Origin of the sequence: Microbulbifer agarilyticus, from assembly GCF_019800665.1 — a bacterium.
Taxonomy (GTDB): Bacteria; Pseudomonadota; Gammaproteobacteria; order Pseudomonadales; family Cellvibrionaceae; genus Microbulbifer; species Microbulbifer agarilyticus_C.
Map to the genome: position 1 here is coordinate 295,274 of NZ_JAHVKO010000005.1, position 16,495 is coordinate 311,768.

At 56.6% G+C, this 16,495-nt stretch carries 12 protein-coding genes; 8 read left to right on the forward strand and 4 right to left on the reverse strand.

From position 1 onward, the window contains the following. Positions 1-78: 78 nt before the first annotated feature. Positions 79-2,715 carry a TonB-dependent receptor plug domain-containing protein gene (locus KUV22_RS14030; RefSeq protein ID WP_222232113.1) on the forward strand — a complete coding sequence of 879 codons (2,637 nt, stop codon included), beginning with the start codon at positions 79-81 and terminating at the stop codon, positions 2,713-2,715. A gap of 92 nt (positions 2,716-2,807) precedes the next feature. On the opposite strand, the gene KUV22_RS14035 is transcribed toward KUV22_RS14030, so the two are convergent. Together KUV22_RS14035 and fabV are read right to left on the reverse strand one after the other, a co-directional pair. Further along, positions 2,808-3,851, reverse strand: coding sequence for an NADP(H)-dependent aldo-keto reductase (locus KUV22_RS14035; RefSeq protein WP_222232115.1), 1,044 nt, complete (start codon positions 3,849-3,851; stop codon positions 2,808-2,810). A gap of 89 nt (positions 3,852-3,940) precedes the next feature. Further along, a complete protein-coding gene (gene fabV, locus KUV22_RS14040) occupies positions 3,941-5,119 on the reverse strand; it encodes an enoyl-ACP reductase FabV (protein ID WP_222232116.1) in 1,179 nt (392 codons plus the stop codon). Between the two features lie 438 nt (positions 5,120-5,557). On the opposite strand from fabV, the gene KUV22_RS14045 reads away from it, so the two are divergent. Continuing rightward, positions 5,558-5,971: an acyl-CoA thioesterase gene (locus KUV22_RS14045; RefSeq protein WP_222232118.1), complete on the forward strand. Its 414-nt coding sequence runs from the start codon at positions 5,558-5,560 to the stop codon at positions 5,969-5,971. A 70-nt stretch (positions 5,972-6,041) separates the two neighbouring features. Here the strand turns inward: KUV22_RS14045 and KUV22_RS14050 are convergent, their stop codons facing one another. Together KUV22_RS14050 and KUV22_RS14055 are read right to left on the reverse strand one after the other, a co-directional pair. Next, positions 6,042-6,899, reverse strand: coding sequence for a universal stress protein (locus KUV22_RS14050; protein ID WP_222232120.1), 858 nt, complete (start codon positions 6,897-6,899; stop codon positions 6,042-6,044). 233 nt (positions 6,900-7,132) lie between these two features. After that, positions 7,133-8,641, reverse strand: coding sequence for a SulP family inorganic anion transporter (locus KUV22_RS14055; RefSeq protein ID WP_390625292.1), 1,509 nt, complete (start codon positions 8,639-8,641; stop codon positions 7,133-7,135). Positions 8,642-9,110: 469 nt separating this feature from the next. On the opposite strand from KUV22_RS14055, the gene KUV22_RS14060 reads away from it, so the two are divergent. The 6 genes from KUV22_RS14060 to KUV22_RS14085 all read left to right on the forward strand — a co-directional run bounded on the left by KUV22_RS14060 (position 9,111) and on the right by KUV22_RS14085 (position 16,494). Beyond that, positions 9,111-10,391, forward strand: a complete 1,281-nt coding sequence (locus KUV22_RS14060; protein ID WP_222232122.1) for an efflux RND transporter periplasmic adaptor subunit — start codon at positions 9,111-9,113, stop codon at positions 10,389-10,391. A 70-nt stretch (positions 10,392-10,461) separates the two neighbouring features. After that, complete coding sequence (locus KUV22_RS14065; RefSeq protein WP_222232124.1) at positions 10,462-11,163, forward strand: ABC transporter ATP-binding protein; 702 nt, start codon at positions 10,462-10,464, stop codon at positions 11,161-11,163. 26 nt (positions 11,164-11,189) lie between these two features. After that, the gene (locus KUV22_RS14070) at positions 11,190-12,512 is read left to right on the forward strand and encodes an ABC transporter permease (protein WP_222232126.1); all 1,323 of its coding nucleotides are present in this window, start codon (positions 11,190-11,192) and stop codon (positions 12,510-12,512) included. 21 nt (positions 12,513-12,533) lie between these two features. Further along, positions 12,534-13,742: an FtsX-like permease family protein gene (locus KUV22_RS14075; RefSeq protein WP_222232128.1), complete on the forward strand. Its 1,209-nt coding sequence runs from the start codon at positions 12,534-12,536 to the stop codon at positions 13,740-13,742. A gap of 26 nt (positions 13,743-13,768) precedes the next feature. Beyond that, positions 13,769-15,163 carry a sigma-54-dependent transcriptional regulator gene (locus KUV22_RS14080; protein WP_261319552.1) on the forward strand — a complete coding sequence of 465 codons (1,395 nt, stop codon included), beginning with the start codon at positions 13,769-13,771 and terminating at the stop codon, positions 15,161-15,163. After that, complete coding sequence (locus KUV22_RS14085; protein WP_222232130.1) at positions 15,163-16,494, forward strand: sensor histidine kinase; 1,332 nt, start codon at positions 15,163-15,165, stop codon at positions 16,492-16,494. Before KUV22_RS14080 ends, KUV22_RS14085 begins: the two co-directional genes overlap by 1 nt. The last annotated feature ends 1 nt before the right edge of the window (position 16,495 follow it).

Genomic DNA, 16,495 nt, shown 5'->3' on the forward strand with positions numbered 1-16,495 from the left:
TAGTTGTTACAGTGGCCAACGCGGTATCCAGAAAAATAAACCCATCGATAGAACGAAAAAATTACGAGGAAAATTGCAATGGCAAAGGGATTTTTGAAAAAAACGCCTATCGCATTCGGTATTGCTGCAACACTGGCCTCAGCCCAGATTTTCGCGCAAAGCGCACAGAGTGACGCCCAAGAGGGGGAAATGGAGCTGGTAGAAGTGACCGGCTCGCACATCAAGCGTGCGGCAATGGACGGCCCCTCTCCCGTGGCCAGCCTGACTGCGGAAGATATCGCCAATACCGGGGTCACCGACCTGATCGGCCTGTTTGCCCGGCTGCCCATTTCAGGCCAGGGTACCTTCTCCACTCAGGCCAATAGCAGCGACGACACCGCCAATGGGGGCTCCTCGGTTTCCCTGCGCGGACTGGGGGCGGACTCGACTCTGATTCTGGTGAATGGCCGCCGCGTATCCGTGAGCCCCTTCGCCAAAAACATCGATACCGCCTTCGTGGATATCAATAATATTCCCCTCGCCGCAATCAAGCGGGTGGACATCCTTAAAGACGGCGCCTCCGCCACTTACGGTTCCGATGCCATCGCCGGCGTCATCAACGTCATTCTACGCGACGATTTCGACGGCCTCGAAATCTCCGGCAAGATTGGCGGTACCAGCGCCGGTGGCGGCGAGGAAAGCAATATCAGCATGGTATGGGGCAATACCACCGACAACAGCAGCCATACCTTTATCGTTGACTACTTTAATCGCGAAGAGCTGCTCTATGCGGATCGCCGCTATTCCAGAACGGCCAACCAGGCCGCGGCGCGCCCGAACGACCCCTTTGCCACGGATTTCCGCAGTTCCTCGGGCATTCCGGGAACCATTGCCCTCGCATCGGACCCCACCAATCGCCTACCGGACACCTTCGGCAACGACGTTTGCGCAGCCGAGGACATAGACACCGCCAACAACCTGTGCCGCTATGACTACGCGCCACACATGACCATGGTGCCGTCCACCGAACGACTCAGTTACAACTATCTCGGCACATACACCCTGTCGGACAACCTGGAAGCCTTTGTGGAGCTGAGCGGGCAGAACGCCAAAACCACAGTAAAAGGCGCCGGCAGCCCCAGCTTCAACGAACTGTTTATGGCCGGCGACAATCCCAACCACCCCTTCGCCGGCGACCCCACGCACCCCTTCTTCGGCCAGGACTTGACCATGCGCCGGCGTACCGTAGATATCGGCAATCGCCAGAAAGAGGTGGACTCGGATTACTTCCGCAGTGTGCTGGGCCTGGAAGGCGAGCTGGGCAGCTGGAACTGGGAAGCCGCCTACAGCTATATCAAGAGCGACGCGGTTGAGCGCGGTGTGGACGGTTTCCCCAACTCCCGTCGTATTCAGGAGGCCATCGACAGCGGGCTTTGGAATCCCTTTGAGCCCTCCACCAATACCGCCGAGGCACTGGCCTACATCGAGACCACGACTACCCGTGTGGGCAAATCCACCACCCGCTCTTACGATGCACAAATCTCTGGACCCGTGCTGGCCATGCCCAGTGGCGACATGATGCTGGCGCTGGGGGTTGAGCACCGCAGAGACAGCATCAGCGACAACCCGGATGACCAATTCGTGCGTGGTGATATTTTTGGCACCGAGGCTACCCAGGCAAACGGCAGCCGGGACAACACCGCGCTGTTTGCAGAACTGGCGGCACCGCTTGGCGACAACTTTGAAATGCAGCTCGCGGTGCGCCACGAAGACTACAGCGATTTCGGCACCACCACGGACCCCAAGGTATCCTTCCTGTGGTCCCCCCTGGACAGCCTTAGCCTGCGCGGCTCCTGGGGCACAGCCTTCCGCGCGCCGTCGCTTTCTCAGCTTGGTTTGGGCCGCACAGATGAATCGCCAAATCTTGTCGATACCATCCGCTGCGACGCAGTGGGCAACGTCAACAAGGCCTGTGAGCCTCAGGAATATACTGCAGTTTTCGAAGGCAACCCTGATCTAGGGCCGGAAGAATCCGAGAGCTACAATCTCGGAGTCATCGTCAACCTGAGCGACAGTTTTACGGCCTCGCTGGATTACTACCACTACGAAATCGAAAATATCATCGATTCGGATACCCAGTTTGTATTCAGCAACTTTGGCGACGATCCGAATGTCGTTGTTCGACTCCCGTCATCGGATCCTAACGACCCGGGTGAGGTGGTGACCATCAACGACTCCTTCCAGAACCTTGGCGACCTCAACACCTCCGGCCTGGATCTGGACCTGCGTTACAACCTGGACAGTGACCTCGGCAGTTTCACCTTGTCCTACGTAATGAATTACGTACTGGAGTACGAGGACCTGCGCCCCGACGTGGACGGAGGCCTGCGCGTCAACCTCACGGAAGGGGATTATGAACAGCCAGAATGGCGCTGGACCGGAGCAGTTGACTGGAGCCGCGGCGACCTGGGCGCACGGCTTGCGGTGAACTATATCGACAGCTTTGCTCAAGACGCGTCCGTGCAGCAGCCGGGCATGAGCGACATCGACTCCATGTCCACCGTAGACACCACGGTAAATTACTTTGGCTTTGAAAAGATCACTGTCACCCTCGGTGTCACCAACCTGTTCGACGAGGAACCGTCGTTCGACTACTCCGACTTTATGGGCTTTACCCCAACAGTCCACAGTGGTCAGGGGCGTTTTGCCTACCTCTCCTCAACCTACCAGTTTTAATCTCTAATCACGGATTGCAGTTAAGCTAAACCCAAAGAGGGCTGCCAGAAATGGCAGCCCTCTTTTTATCACCCGCACCAAAAGATTCGATTCTATGGCGCAGGATTCGGGTTCCCGTTGTGCACTTCATTAATTGCCGCCAGTAACTCATCACCCAACACCAGCTCCGCACTGGCAATATTACTTTGCAGCTGCGCCAACGTGGTCGCACCGATAATATTACTGGTAACAAACGGCTGCTGGGTAACAAAAGCCAGCGCCATTTGCGCCGGGTCCAGCCCAAATTCCCGCGCCAGTGACACATAGGCCTCGGTCGCTGCGACGGCGCGCTCGCCGGTATAGCGCTGGAAGCGCTCGAACAAGGTAAGGCGCGCACCTTCGGGTTGGGCACCATCCAGGTATTTACCACTCAAAGTGCCGAAGCCGAGGGGTGAATAGGCGAGTAACCCACACTGCTCGCGGATGGCCATTTCCGCCAGGCCCACCTCAAACGTGCGGTTCAACAAACTGTACGGGTTCTGGATCGAGGCCACCCGGGGTTTGTTACCGTGGGCGGCGAGGCGCAGATACCGGTGCATGCCCCAGGGCGTTTCATTAGACAGGCCGATGTGACGCACCTTGCCCGCGTCAACCAGCTCCTGCAGAGCGGACAACGTCTCCGCGATCTCCACGCCGTCATCATCGCCGTGCTGATAGCCGAGCTTGCCGAAGAAGTTGGCCTGCCGCTCTGGCCAGTGCACCTGATACAGGTCGATGTAATCCGTCTTCAACCGCGCCAGCGAATCATCGCACGCCTTGAGAATTTGGATGCGGTCCAAACGTGGACCGCCGCGCACATGACCGACACCCGAGTTCGCCGCCCCGCGCCCGGTCACCTTGGTCGCCAAAACTACCTGATCCCGCTTGCCGCGCTGCTGTAGCCAGTTGCCGATAAATTCCTCGGTGCGGCCACAGGTTTCCGGGCGCGGTGGTACCGGGTACATTTCCGCACAGTCGATAAAGTTGACGCCGTGTTCTGTCGCGTAATCCAGCTGGGCAAATGCATCGTCCTGAGAGTTCTGCTCACCAAACGTCATGGTACCGAGACAGATCTTGCTTACCTCGAGGTCGGTTTTTCCGAGCTTGCGAGTTTCCATGCAACTTCTCCTACGCAATCAAAAGTACGCGAGTATAAAACGAAAACGCCGGGCAATTGCCCGGCGTTTTTTCGATACGGTTGAGCGGATTACTTGAAGTCCGCTTCCACCACCGGGCTGGTTTCGGCTGCGTAATCAACGCCATTTACCCCAAACCCGAACAGCTTGAGGAAATCGTCGCTGTAGCCTTTGTAATCGGTCAGCTGGAACAGGTTTTCCTCGGTCACTTCCGGCCACAGTTTCTCGATTTTCGCCTGGGTTTCCGCACGCAGCTCCTTGTCATCCATACGGAAACGATTCACGTCATCGAGACGAGGGGTATCGGTGTACAGGCCCTCGGTGTAGAGGCGGTACAACTGCTCGATACAACCTTCGTGAGTGCCCTCTTCTTTCATCACCTTGTATACCAGGGAGATATACAGCGGCATAACCGGAATTGCGGAACTGGACTGAGTAACCAGAGCCTTCAGTACGGCAACATTCGCACTGGCGCTGCCGCTGTCACTGATGGCCTTGGCGGCGCGATCGAGATCTTCCTTCGCCTTGCCGATAGTGGCGTGACCGTAGATCGGCCAGGTGAGTTTCTCGCCGATATAGGTGTAGGCAACGGTCTTGCAATCGTCCGCCAGAACACCGGCTTCACCCAGGGCCTGCATCCACAGTTCCCAGTCTTCACCGCCCATCACCTTAACGGTCGCGGCAATTTCTTCTTCGTTCGCCGGGTCAACACTGATATCGGAAATCTGCAATTTGTCGGTGTTCAGATTCTTGGCGGTGTAGGACTCGCCAATCGGCTTCAGCACAGAGCTGTACAGCTCGCCGGTTTTCGGGTCGGTACGACGCGGAGACGCAAGGCTGTAAATAACCAGGTCGATCTTGCCCAGGTCCTGCTTGATCATGTCGATCGCCTGCGCCTTTATCTCGTCGGAGAAGGCATCGCCATTAATGCTCTTCGCGTACAGGCCGGCTTTGTGCGCTTCCTGCTCGAACGCGGCAGAGTTGTAGTAACCGGCAGACGCGGTGCGCTTCTCGGTGGGGGGCTTTTCAAAGAACACCCCCAGGGTGTTTGCGCCACAACCGAAGGCTGCGGTAATGCGCGAAGCGAGACCGTAACCGGTGGATGCGCCAACCACGAGGACGTTTTTCGGGCCGTCATCGATAGCGGGCTGGGATTTGATGTATTCGATCTGCTCGCGCACGTTGGCGGCACAGCCCTGCGGGTGGGCGTTGGTACAGATGAATCCGCGAACTTTCGGCTGGATAATCATGCCGGGCTCTCCGTTGGGTAATTCTTCTAACGTCTGTTCTTGCGTAGCTAGCCGACCGGTCGGCCATAAAGCGGGACATTCTAAAGCGTGTCGCCGGCAACGCCCATAGTGCGAGGTCACGGATCGGGAATTTCATGGCCAATATTTCGGGTATCGCGGCCAATTTAGCCAACATTGACTCGCGCCGCTCGCCCCACTCGAGTGCGAACCGCACAATTTTTGAACACAAATGACCAATTCTGGCGACTGAGTATCGCCCCTATATCGCCCAGTTAATGCCGCAAACCCTGAACCCCGGCCCATTTCGAGCCATCTTTGAGTAGCCAAAGCTCTTGGCACAGTTAATGCAAACACTGTGTAGAGTCGTGGGATGGGGCCGCAATGGAGCGCGGCACGCTTCCCGCCCCGACCAAGTGGTAACCAAAGAGGTAACAGCACATGAAGTACTACTCACGTCATTTCGTAAAACCCGGCGACCTGAACCCTGCACAACGTCTGTTTGGCGGCCAGGCACTGGCGTGGATAGATGAGGAAGCGGCGATTTTCGCCGGGTGCCAGATGGGCACCGCCAACATTGTGACCAAGCTGATGTCGGAAATAGACTTCGTCAGCTCGGCGGTCTGCGGAGATATTGTGGAATTCGGCTTCGAGGTGACCGACGTTGGCCGCACCTCACTGACCGTGCACTGTGAGATGCGTAACAAGCAAACCCGCGAGCTGATCGTGCGCGTCGACCGCATCGTGTTTGTGGCACTGGATGCGGATGGTAAACCGACCCCGCACAAGAAAGCTCGTCTGAGCATGCCTAGCCCGGCAAGTACTGCCCCTGTGACTACAAGACTCGCCGGCTAATTCTTCCTGAAAAAATAAAAAAGCCTGTGGGATGCCCCACAGGCTTTTTGTTTTCTGCGACACAACAACTTTAACGAAGTAGCAGTAAGGGCTGGTTAGTCCCCAGCAACATTTTCGCGGTCACACTGCCCAACAACAGATCGCGCAGCTTGCTGTGGCTGAACGCGCCCATTACTGTCAGATCGATATCGTATTCCTGTTGATACGCAATCAGCGCATCAACCGTCTTGCCCTGCAAGTTTGCGCTGGTCACGCGAATACCGGCGTGCCCCAATGTCTCGGCACCCTGCGCCAACACCGACTCGGCACCATCACCAACATACACCAGGTGACAGTCGACGCCCTTAAACACCGGACTGGTAGCGACCATATCCAGCGCCTTGCGCGCCGACTCACTGCCGTCATACGCCAGCATGATTGAACGGGGCTCTGAAAACTCCCGGTTCACCACAAGAATCGGCTTGTGCAGCGCACGTACCACCGTTTCCAGCTGCGCGCCCAGGCCTTTATCCGACTCGCCGTGCTCTTCACCGCGAATGCCCAGCACTAGAACCCGAATGTGGTCTTCCATCTCCACCAGAGATTCCACCAAAGAGCCGTGACGCTGACAGGTGATCACCCGCTCGGCACCCGCCTGCTCCGCACGCTGGCGCGCACCTTCCAGCATCTGCCGGCCCTGCTCCAGCAGCAGTTTCGAGCGCTGCTGTTCCAGAGAAGTCAGCTCTTCCAGCAGTTCTTCCTGGCTACCCAGGCCAATACTGCCGGACAGGTCTGCAACCGCCGGTGTGGTTACCCGTTCGATGTTGTGCAGGAGTTTGACCGGCGCCTTGGCGCGGCTGGAAATCCAGGCGGAGTAATCACAGACGGCGCCACTGTAGCGAGAGCCATCAATGCAGGAGAGTACGATGGGGTCTTTGTGCTCGGTCATTTATTATTTTCCCTCTATCACTTACCACTATACGTGTTCGTGTAGGTGCCGGTTTACAAAGTGATTCGCCGTGTATGAAGCCGAAATGCTGAATGGAAGTTTTTGAAACCGTCGGCGACATGGACGTCGCCGACGGAGCATACAGGGATGTACTTGTGCGCTTTCAAAAACTTCCATTCAGTGTTTCGGCGCCACGGAGGTAATACAGAGCTCCCGAACGAAGCTCGCAGGCCTTAGTGTCCGCCCAGCACCTTCTCAATCTCTTCCGGCTTATCGTGCACACCGAAGCGGTCAACGATAGTGGAGCTCGCCTCATTCAGGCCAATCAGTTCCACCTCGGCACCCTCGCGGCGGAACTTCACCACCGACTTATCCAGAGAGTACACCGCCGACACATCCCAGAAGTGCGCACGGCTCAGATCAATCACTACCTTGTCCAGCGCCTCTTTAAAATCAAACGCCGCGACAAACTTGTCGGCAGAATTGAAGAACACCTGCCCCACAACCTTGTAGGTACGGCAATTCTTCTCTTCATCCAGCTCCGAGCTCACATACATAAAGTGGCTCACCTTGTTGGCGAAGAACAGCGATGCCAGTAGAACACCCACAAACACGCCGAACGCCAGGTTATGGGTAAACACTACCACAATCACCGTGGACAGCATCACCAGATTGGTGGACAGCGGCAATTTGTTCAGGTTGCGAATGGAGCCCCAGTCGAAGGTGCCGATGGACACCATGATCATCACCGCCACCAGCGCCGCCATCGGGATCACCGCCACCCAGTCACTCAGGAACACCACCAGGGTCAGCAGGCCAACACCGGCCACCAGCGTAGACAGACGGCCACGACCGCCGGATTTCACATTGATCACAGACTGGCCGATCATCGCACAGCCCGCCATACCACCCAGCATACCGGCACCGATATTGGCGATACCCTGACCCTTACACTCGCGGTTCTTGTCACTGTTGGTGTCCGTCAGGTCATCCACGATGGTAGCGGTCATCAGGGATTCCAGTAGACCTACCACCGCCAAACCGGCGGAGTACGGGAAGATGATTTTCAGGGTTTCAAAGTTCAGCGGTACGTCCGGCCACAGGAAGATAGGCAGGGTATCCGGCAGCTCACCCATATCGCCCACGGTGCGAATATCCATCCCCAGAGTCACCGCCACCGCAGTCAGCACCAGGATACACACCAGCGGCGAAGGCAGGATCTTGCCCACTACCGGCACGTAGGGGAACAGGTAGATAATGCCGAGGCCCGCCGCCGTCATCGCATACACATGCCAGGTCACATCGGTGAGCTCCGGCAACTGCGCCATAAAGATCAGGATGGCCAGGGCGTTCACAAACCCCGTAACCACCGCCCTCGACACAAAGCTCATCAGGCTACCGAGCTTCAAATAGCCGGCAATGATCTGCAGCACCCCCGTCAATAACGTGGCCGCAAGCAGGTACTGCAGCCCGTGCTCTTTCACCAGCGTCACCATCAATAGCGCCATGGCGCCGGTGGCGGCAGAGATCATGCCCGGGCGACCGCCCACAAATGCGATGACCACGGCAATACAGAAGGACGCGTAGAGACCAACACGCGGGTCAACACCAGCAATGATGGAAAAGGCAATGGCTTCCGGGATGAGGGCCAACGCGACCACGAGGCCGGCGAGCACGTCACGGCGGATGTTGCCAAACCAGTCGTTTCTGGTGGACGACAACAGGGTATTGGAGAACTGCATAATCAGAAGAGCCTGTCTGGGGAGTCTTGTTCGGAGCCCTACTTCCTTTTGTCAGGAGCGTTCACCAGGAGCCTTCGTCAGCAACCCTAGCCAGAAACGCCTTAGCCAGAAAATAGGGGCGCGGATTCTAGCATCTTGGACTTGCTGGCTAAAGAACACTCAAATGATTTTACGGCTCCGGCCGGGAATCTATCCACCGCTACCACCGAAGTCGCCTCCTTCCACACCTGTCCGCTGCTACGGACACAGGCTGTCCGGACACATTCTGCGGACACCCCGGCAAACAGCCCTCAATCATTAAAAAATTATTTTTCTTTATTTATCAATAAGTTAACAACAAATATGACGTTGGCACGGCAATTGCGATAAGGCCGTTGCATCCGAAAAATCCACTTTGCATCCGGGGCACAAAAAACCCGCGTCACAGTGGCAGAAGAATACAAATCGATTCAAAGCACTTGGGAACAACATGATCAGAGATACCTCCGGGCAGGACATCCAGCTCGCACCACAAAGCCCGTGGAAGAACCCGCGCCTGCTCAAGCGCGCTGCCCTTGGTATTGGGGCAGCAGCGTTCGTGGTGTGGGGACTGATGAGCTGGCAGAGCACCAACGCGGTGGATGCCCGCCTGTCCCTGTCCCAGATCAATATCGCCGCGGTAGAACGCGGGGATCTGGTCCGCGACCTGGTAGTTCAGGGCAAAGTGGTTGCGGCCAATAGCCCTACCCTATTCAGCCCTGCCCAGGGCATCGTCAAATTCGCGGTCAAGGCCGGCGACACTGTCAGCGCCGGGCAACTGCTTGCCGAAGTAGACAGCCCACAGCTGCAAAACCAGCTCGCCCAGGAAGGCGCGCTGTACAACAAACTCAGCGTGGAACTGGCGCGGCAGAAAATTCAGGCAAAGCGCCAGCGCCTTGAAAACACTCAGAAGGCAGACCTCGCCAAGGTGGACCTCGCAGCGGCGCGCCGCGAACTGAAGCGCGCAAAGATCTCCCTGGAAAAGCAGATTATCCCCCAGCTGGATTTCGAAAAGGCCAGTGACGATCTAGCACGTGCCGAACTGGAACACGCGCAGGCGGTACAGAATGCGTCGCTGGAAAACGAGGCGCTCACCTTTGAAACCCAGACCCTGCAACTGCAGGTCGACCAGCAAAAACTGCAGATGGAAGAACTGCAGCGCAAAGTCAATGAGCTGCGCATTGTGTCCCCGGTAGACGGAACCATCGGCAGCCTCGCCACCACCCAGCGCGCGGCGGTCGCAGCCAACGCGCCGCTACTTACCGTTGTAGACCTGACCAGCTTTGAGCTGGAGGCCGCGGTGCCGGAAAACTACGCCGATGATCTGGGCCTGGCCATGGCCGTGGAGGTCACCATGGGCTTCGAAAAACTGCCCGGTGAGATTACTGCCATCGCCCCTGAAGTCATTAACAACCAGGTCATCGCCCGCGTGCGTTTCACCGATGGACAGCCCGCGAATTTGCGCCAGAACCTGCGCCTTACCGCGCGTGTATTACTGGAAAGCCGTGAAAACGTATTGCTGGTTAAGCGCGGTGGCTTCCTCGATCAAACCGGCGGTCGCTTCGCCTGGAAACTGAATGACCAGCAGCAGGCAGTAAAGGTGCCGATCACCATCGGCGCCTGGGGGCTCAATCAAGTTGAGATTGTTTCCGGACTGGAGATAGGCGACCAGATCATCACCTCCGCCGCAGACGAACTGGACAAGGCGCAGTTGGTTGCCCTGAAAGATTAATACCGCAACACAACAACAAACTCAGAACATATTCAAAGATCACGTAACTTCGAAGACAAGGAAATTTACCATGCTAAAAATGCAAAACATTCGTAAAAGTTATCGCACTGACACCATCGAAACACACGCTCTGCGTGACTTTAGCCTCGAGGTAAACGAGGGCGAGTTCGTTTCCGTTACCGGCCCCAGCGGCTCCGGTAAAACCACCTTCCTGAATATCGCCGGCCTGCTGGAAACACCGACCGGTGGCCAGTACCTGCTGGACGGTCAGGAAGTGGGCAACCTCTCCGATAGCGAGCGTTCACGTCTACGTAACGAAAAAATCGGCTTTATTTTTCAGGGTTTCAACCTGATTCCCGATCTGAACCTGTTCGACAATATCGACGTGCCACTGCGCTACCGTGGCTTCAATGCAAAAGAGCGTCGTCGCCGCATTGAAAGATCCCTGGAACAGGTCGGTCTTTCAGCCCGCGCCAAACACCTACCCGCACAGCTCTCCGGTGGACAGCAACAGCGTGTCGCCATCGCCCGGGCCCTCGCCGGTGAACCGCGTTTTCTGCTTGCGGACGAACCGACCGGCAACCTGGACTCGCTGATGGCACGCCAGGTGATGGAGCTGCTGGAGTTCATCAACGAATGGGGTACCACCATCGTCATGGTGACACATGACCCGGAGCTGGCACGCCGCGCCCAACGCAATATCCAGATCGTCGACGGCCAGGTATCCGACCTGCGCCAGACCATCGCGCAGCCAGAAGTCGCCATCGCCTAAGCTGAATTCGAGAAAAGGAAACCGAAATGATCGGCTATTACATCAGCCTCGCCATGCGCAGCCTGCGGGGCACACCTATTTTGAGTGCGCTTATGATCGCCGCCATCGCCGTTGGGGTGGGTGCATCCATGACCGTACTGACCCTGAACTATATGATGTCGCAGAACGCGCTGGAGCATAAAGACAGCGTGCTCTACGCCGTGCAGTTAGATAGCTGGGATCCGAACCAAGCAGCGGACACCACCAATGAAATTCCCTGGCAGCTCACCTACCCCGATGCGACTGCCCTGCTGCGCTCGGATATTCCTACCCGCCAGGTGGCCATGCATCGCTTCGGATTCACCGTAAATCTTGACGAATCTGAGTTACGTCCGTTTACCGCCAATACCCGCGTCACCACCCGGGACTTCTTTTCCCTGTTCGACGTACCATTTGAGTACGGGGGCACCTGGAGCAAAGAAGCAGATACCGCTGCAGTGCAATCCGTGGTTCTCAGCAAAGAAACCAACGAAAAATTATTCGGCGGTGAAAACAGCGTCGGAAAAATTGTAAAACTGAACGGCGAACCCTTTACCGTGATCGGGGTTCTGAAACACTGGAATCCATCGCCCAAAATTTATGACCTGAACAACAACCCCTTCGCGGACTCCGAAGAGCTTTATATTCCCTTTGGATTGCACCGCAAGTTCGGAATCTACAGTTGGGGCAACACCAATGGCTGGACGAGCAGAACAGCGGAAGGCGCGGAGGGCTACGAGCGCTTCCTTCTGGGAGAACACGTCTGGATTCAATATTGGGTTGAACTGGACAACGCCGAGCAAAGGGAAGCCTACGAACAGTTCCTTACCGGACATATTCATCAGCAAAAAGAACAGGGGCGCTTCGAACGTCCACTGAAGTTCGCATTGTCAGCCCCATCCGAATGGCTGGTACTCAATGAAGTATTGGAAAACGATAACCGTGTATTGGGCTGGGCATCGCTGGCCTTCCTACTTGTGTGCGTAATCAATGCCGTTGCCCTGCTACTGGCGAAATTCTTGCGCAAAGCACCGGAAGCTGGTGTGCGCCGCGCCCTGGGTGCCAGCCGCAACGCAATTTTCACCCAACACCTGATTGAAAGCAGTTGTATTGGCGTACTCGGTGGTTTGTTCGGCATCGTGCTCGCACTGGCTGGCCTTACCGGTATTCGTGTACTTGCTATGGGACAAGCAGACCAGATTGCCGCCATGAACTGGGAAATGATGCTGGCCGCCGTCGGACTTGCCATTTTGGCAAGCATTCTTGCGGGTCTGTATCCGGCTTGGCGTATCAGCCGAACCAACCCGTCTGTTTACCTGAAGACCCAGTAACCCGGAGACAAGGAAAAGAACATGTTTGAATTGAAACCCATGTTGTCCGCCCTCTGGCGCAACAAGGTGTCCGCACTGCTGATTGCACTGCAGCTGGCACTCACCCTGGCAATTGTGAGTAACGCCACTGTGATCGTAAAAGATCGCATGGAAAAAGTGGCGCGCCCCACCGGTATGGATGTGGAAAATATTATCGCCGCTACTTACATGCCTATCCCCACAGACTACGACATGGCAGGTGCCGTCATCGCCGACCTCGACTTGCTGCGTAGAACACCCGGTGTTTTGGATGCCTCCGTAACCAACCAGATTCCACTATCCGGATCCGGCTCCGCCGGCACCTACTTCAATGAACCCAACCAGGAAATCGGCGGCGAGAACGCCAACTATTATCAGGTGGATTCACATTTTATTGACACTCTCGGCCTCAATCTGATCGAGGGGCGCAACTTTACCCCGACAGATGAACATGTTGTCGGCCCCAACGAGCGCCATCACAGTGAAGTGGCTGTAATCAGCAAACAGTTTGCCGAAAAGCTTTTTTCCGGCGAATCCGCCGTCGGTAGGTTTTTTTATGCGGGCAACAGTGACCAACCAGTGGAAATCATCGGCGTTGTCGAGCAGCACCTTGGCGCTTGGCCCGGCTGGTCCCGTGCGGGCAATGTCGTTTTCTATCCATTACTGGTTACCGACAATCACAAACGCTACCTGATCCGCACCGAGCCGGGTCAGCGGGACGCCGTGTTTAAAGAGGTGGAAGAACTGCTCAACAACCGCGATCCGCAGCGGGTCGTTCAAGTGGAAACTTTGAGTAAAAATTTGGAACGCACCTATATCGGCGACAACGTCATGATTAAAGTGCTGTCCCTGGTAATGGCCCTGCTCACCTTTATCGTCGCACTTGGGATCATCGGCCTGACCATATTCTGGATCAATCAACGCACCAAACAGATTGGTATCCGCCGTGCACTCGGCGCCACACGTGCCAATATCAGTCGCTACTTTCTGGTAGAGAACTCCCTGATTGCCGGCACCGGCCTGGTACTTGGCACCGCCGGGGCACTGATCATCAATCGACTGATGGTAAGCGAGTTTTCACAACCGACACTCACATTACCGCTGCTTGCAGTGTGTGCGATAGTATTGCTGCTCGTGAGTATTACTGCCGCTCTGATGCCAGCCATGCGCGCTGCGAATGTTTCGCCGGCGATGGCGACGCGTAGCGTCTAGGTTTTGACTTACCTGTGGGAGCCTGCTTGCAGGCTCCCAAATTTTCAACACAAATCACCCAGGGAGAGCTGGACTTGGACAAGGTCCTGATTATTGACGACAACACCAGCATTATCTCTGCCCTGTCGCTGCTGTTGTCCCTCCACGATATCCAGACACTCTCTGCGATTACCCCACAAGCTGGCCTGCAACTATTACGGGAAAACCCGGATATCAGCCTGGTTGTACAGGACATGAACTTCACCGCCGATACTACCTCCGGCGAAGAAGGGCGTGCGCTGTTTTTTTCCCTGCGTGAAATTCAGCCGGATATCCCGGTCATCCTGCTCACCGCATGGACCCAGTTGGAAATGGCGGTGGAGCTGGTAAAGGCCGGCGCGGCCGACTATGTGGGTAAACCTTGGGATGACAACAAGCTCATCGCCACCATCAAAAACCTGCTCGAATTACACGACCTGCAGCAACAACAACGGCAATCCCAGAGCCGCGCCCAGCAGGCACGGGAGCGACTCCAGCAACAATTTGATTTGCAGGATATCGTTTACCGCAGCCAGAGCGTACAGACCCTGCTGGAGATGGCAACGCAAGTGGCGCATTCCGATGTGCCGGTGCTGATTACCGGCCCCAATGGTGCGGGTAAGGAAAAAATTGCCGATATTGTGCAGACAAACTCCAGCGTAAATGACGGCCCTTACATCAAGGTCAACGTGGGCGCTCTGCCTGAAGAACTGATGGAAGCAGAGCTGTTTGGCGCGGAAGCCGGTGCCTATACCGGAGCGGGCAACAAGGTCCGCCAGGGACGATTTGAAGCGGCCGACGGTGGCACACTGTTTCTGGATGAGATCGGCGAACTCTCCGCCAGCGGCCAGGTAAAACTGCTGCGCGTATTACAGACCGGTGAATTTCAGCGGCTCGGTAGCAGCCAGACCCGCAAGGTACAAGTACGTGTGGTTAGCGCCACCAACAGTAACCTCCAGGAAATGATTGCCGAGGGCAGCTTTCGCCAGGATTTGTTTTACCGCCTGAACGTCATTGAACTGAAGCTCCCTGCGCTATGTGATCGCCCGGAAGATGTCCTGCCGCTGGCCCGCGGCTTCCTGGCGAAAACGGGCAAGCAACTGAGCGCGCAGGCGCAACAAAGCCTGATGCGTTACCGCTGGCCCGGGAATGTGCGCGAGCTACAGAACGTAATGCAGCGGGCGGCTGTGCTAACCCAGGGGGAAGTTGTGGAGGAGACTACCCTCGCACTTCCGGAAGATGGCCCGCTCAAGGCACCCGAACACAGCTTTGAACCCAGTCGGGAACTGCTGGAACAGACTCTGGCCAATTGCAACGGCGTCATCGCCCAGGCCGCGCGCGAGCTTGGCCTTAGTCGTCAGGCACTGTATCGGCGTTTGGATAAGTATGGTATTCCTTACTGATGCAAACTCCGTCCACGCCCAAGACTTCTATCGAAGGGAAACTCTTCGCCACCGTGCTGCTGTCAGTGGCTGTCGCCACGGGCTTTCCTTTTGGACTCACTCGGCTCGGTGCGCCACCGGTTCTGGCGTGGAGCGGCGGGCTGCTGCTGGGGCTCACCGCCGCATTCCTGTTCATGCGCCCGATCACCCGCAAAATCAATCAGGCACTGCAAAGCCTGCAAGGCGGGCTGCTCAATTTTCGCGACGGTGATTTTTCTATCTCACTGGCACTGGATAGCCACGATCAGTTTGGTGAACTTGCCGCACTGTACAATGAAGTGGGCGAGATCTTGCGACGGGAACGCGCGCACATCCACCAGCGTGAACTGCTGCTGGATACGGTGATTCAGAGTTCGCCACTGGCCCTGCTGCTGATCGACCAGAGCCAGCATGTCATCTACGCCAACACCAGCGCCCGACACCTGCTGCACCAGGGGCGCCCGCTGCAGGGGCATCTACTTTCCCAAATCTTGCCGCACAGCCCCAGAGAACTGGCACAAGCGATTGAGCTGGAACAGGATGGGCTGATTAGCTACCTCGAGGGCGAAGCCACCCATACCATGCATATCAGCAACAGTACCTTTGTGCTGAACGCACAAAAGCACCGGCTGGTACTGCTACGAGAAATGACGCGCGAGCTGACCCGCGCGGAAGTTCAGGTGTGGAAGAAAGTCATTCGCTTGATCAGCCATGAACTGAACAATTCGCTGGCGCCCATATCATCCATGGCGCACAGCGGAAAATTACTCTCCGAGAAGATCGATTCGCAACAACTCGCCGGTGTATTCGATGTTATCGCCGAACGCTGCAAGCATCTCACCGAGTTTACCCAGGGGTATGCGCGCTTCGCCAAGCTGCCGCCCCCCGTGTGCGAAGAGGTGCCCTGGGATACGCTGGTTTCCCGCTTGCAGCCACTCCAGCCATTCACCCTCAGGGATACGCTGCCCAGCCGGCCTGGCTACTTCGACCCAACACAACTGGAGCAGGCACTGCTGAACCTGCTGAAAAATGCCGCCGAGTCCGGCAGCGCACAGGAAGATATTTCGGTGCGAATTCAGACGGACAGCCACGGACAGCTACTGACGGTAGCGGACCGCGGCACCGGGATGAGTGACCAGGTTTTGCAGCAGGCGCTGCTGCCATTCTATTCGACCAAGCCCGGCGGTGTCGGACTTGGATTGGCGTTGTGTCGTGAAATTGCCGACGCCCACGGCGGGCAGGTACAACTACACAACCGGGCCAAGGGTGGCCTCAGGGTAACCATCTGGCTCCCCTGGGCAGAGACAAGCTGAG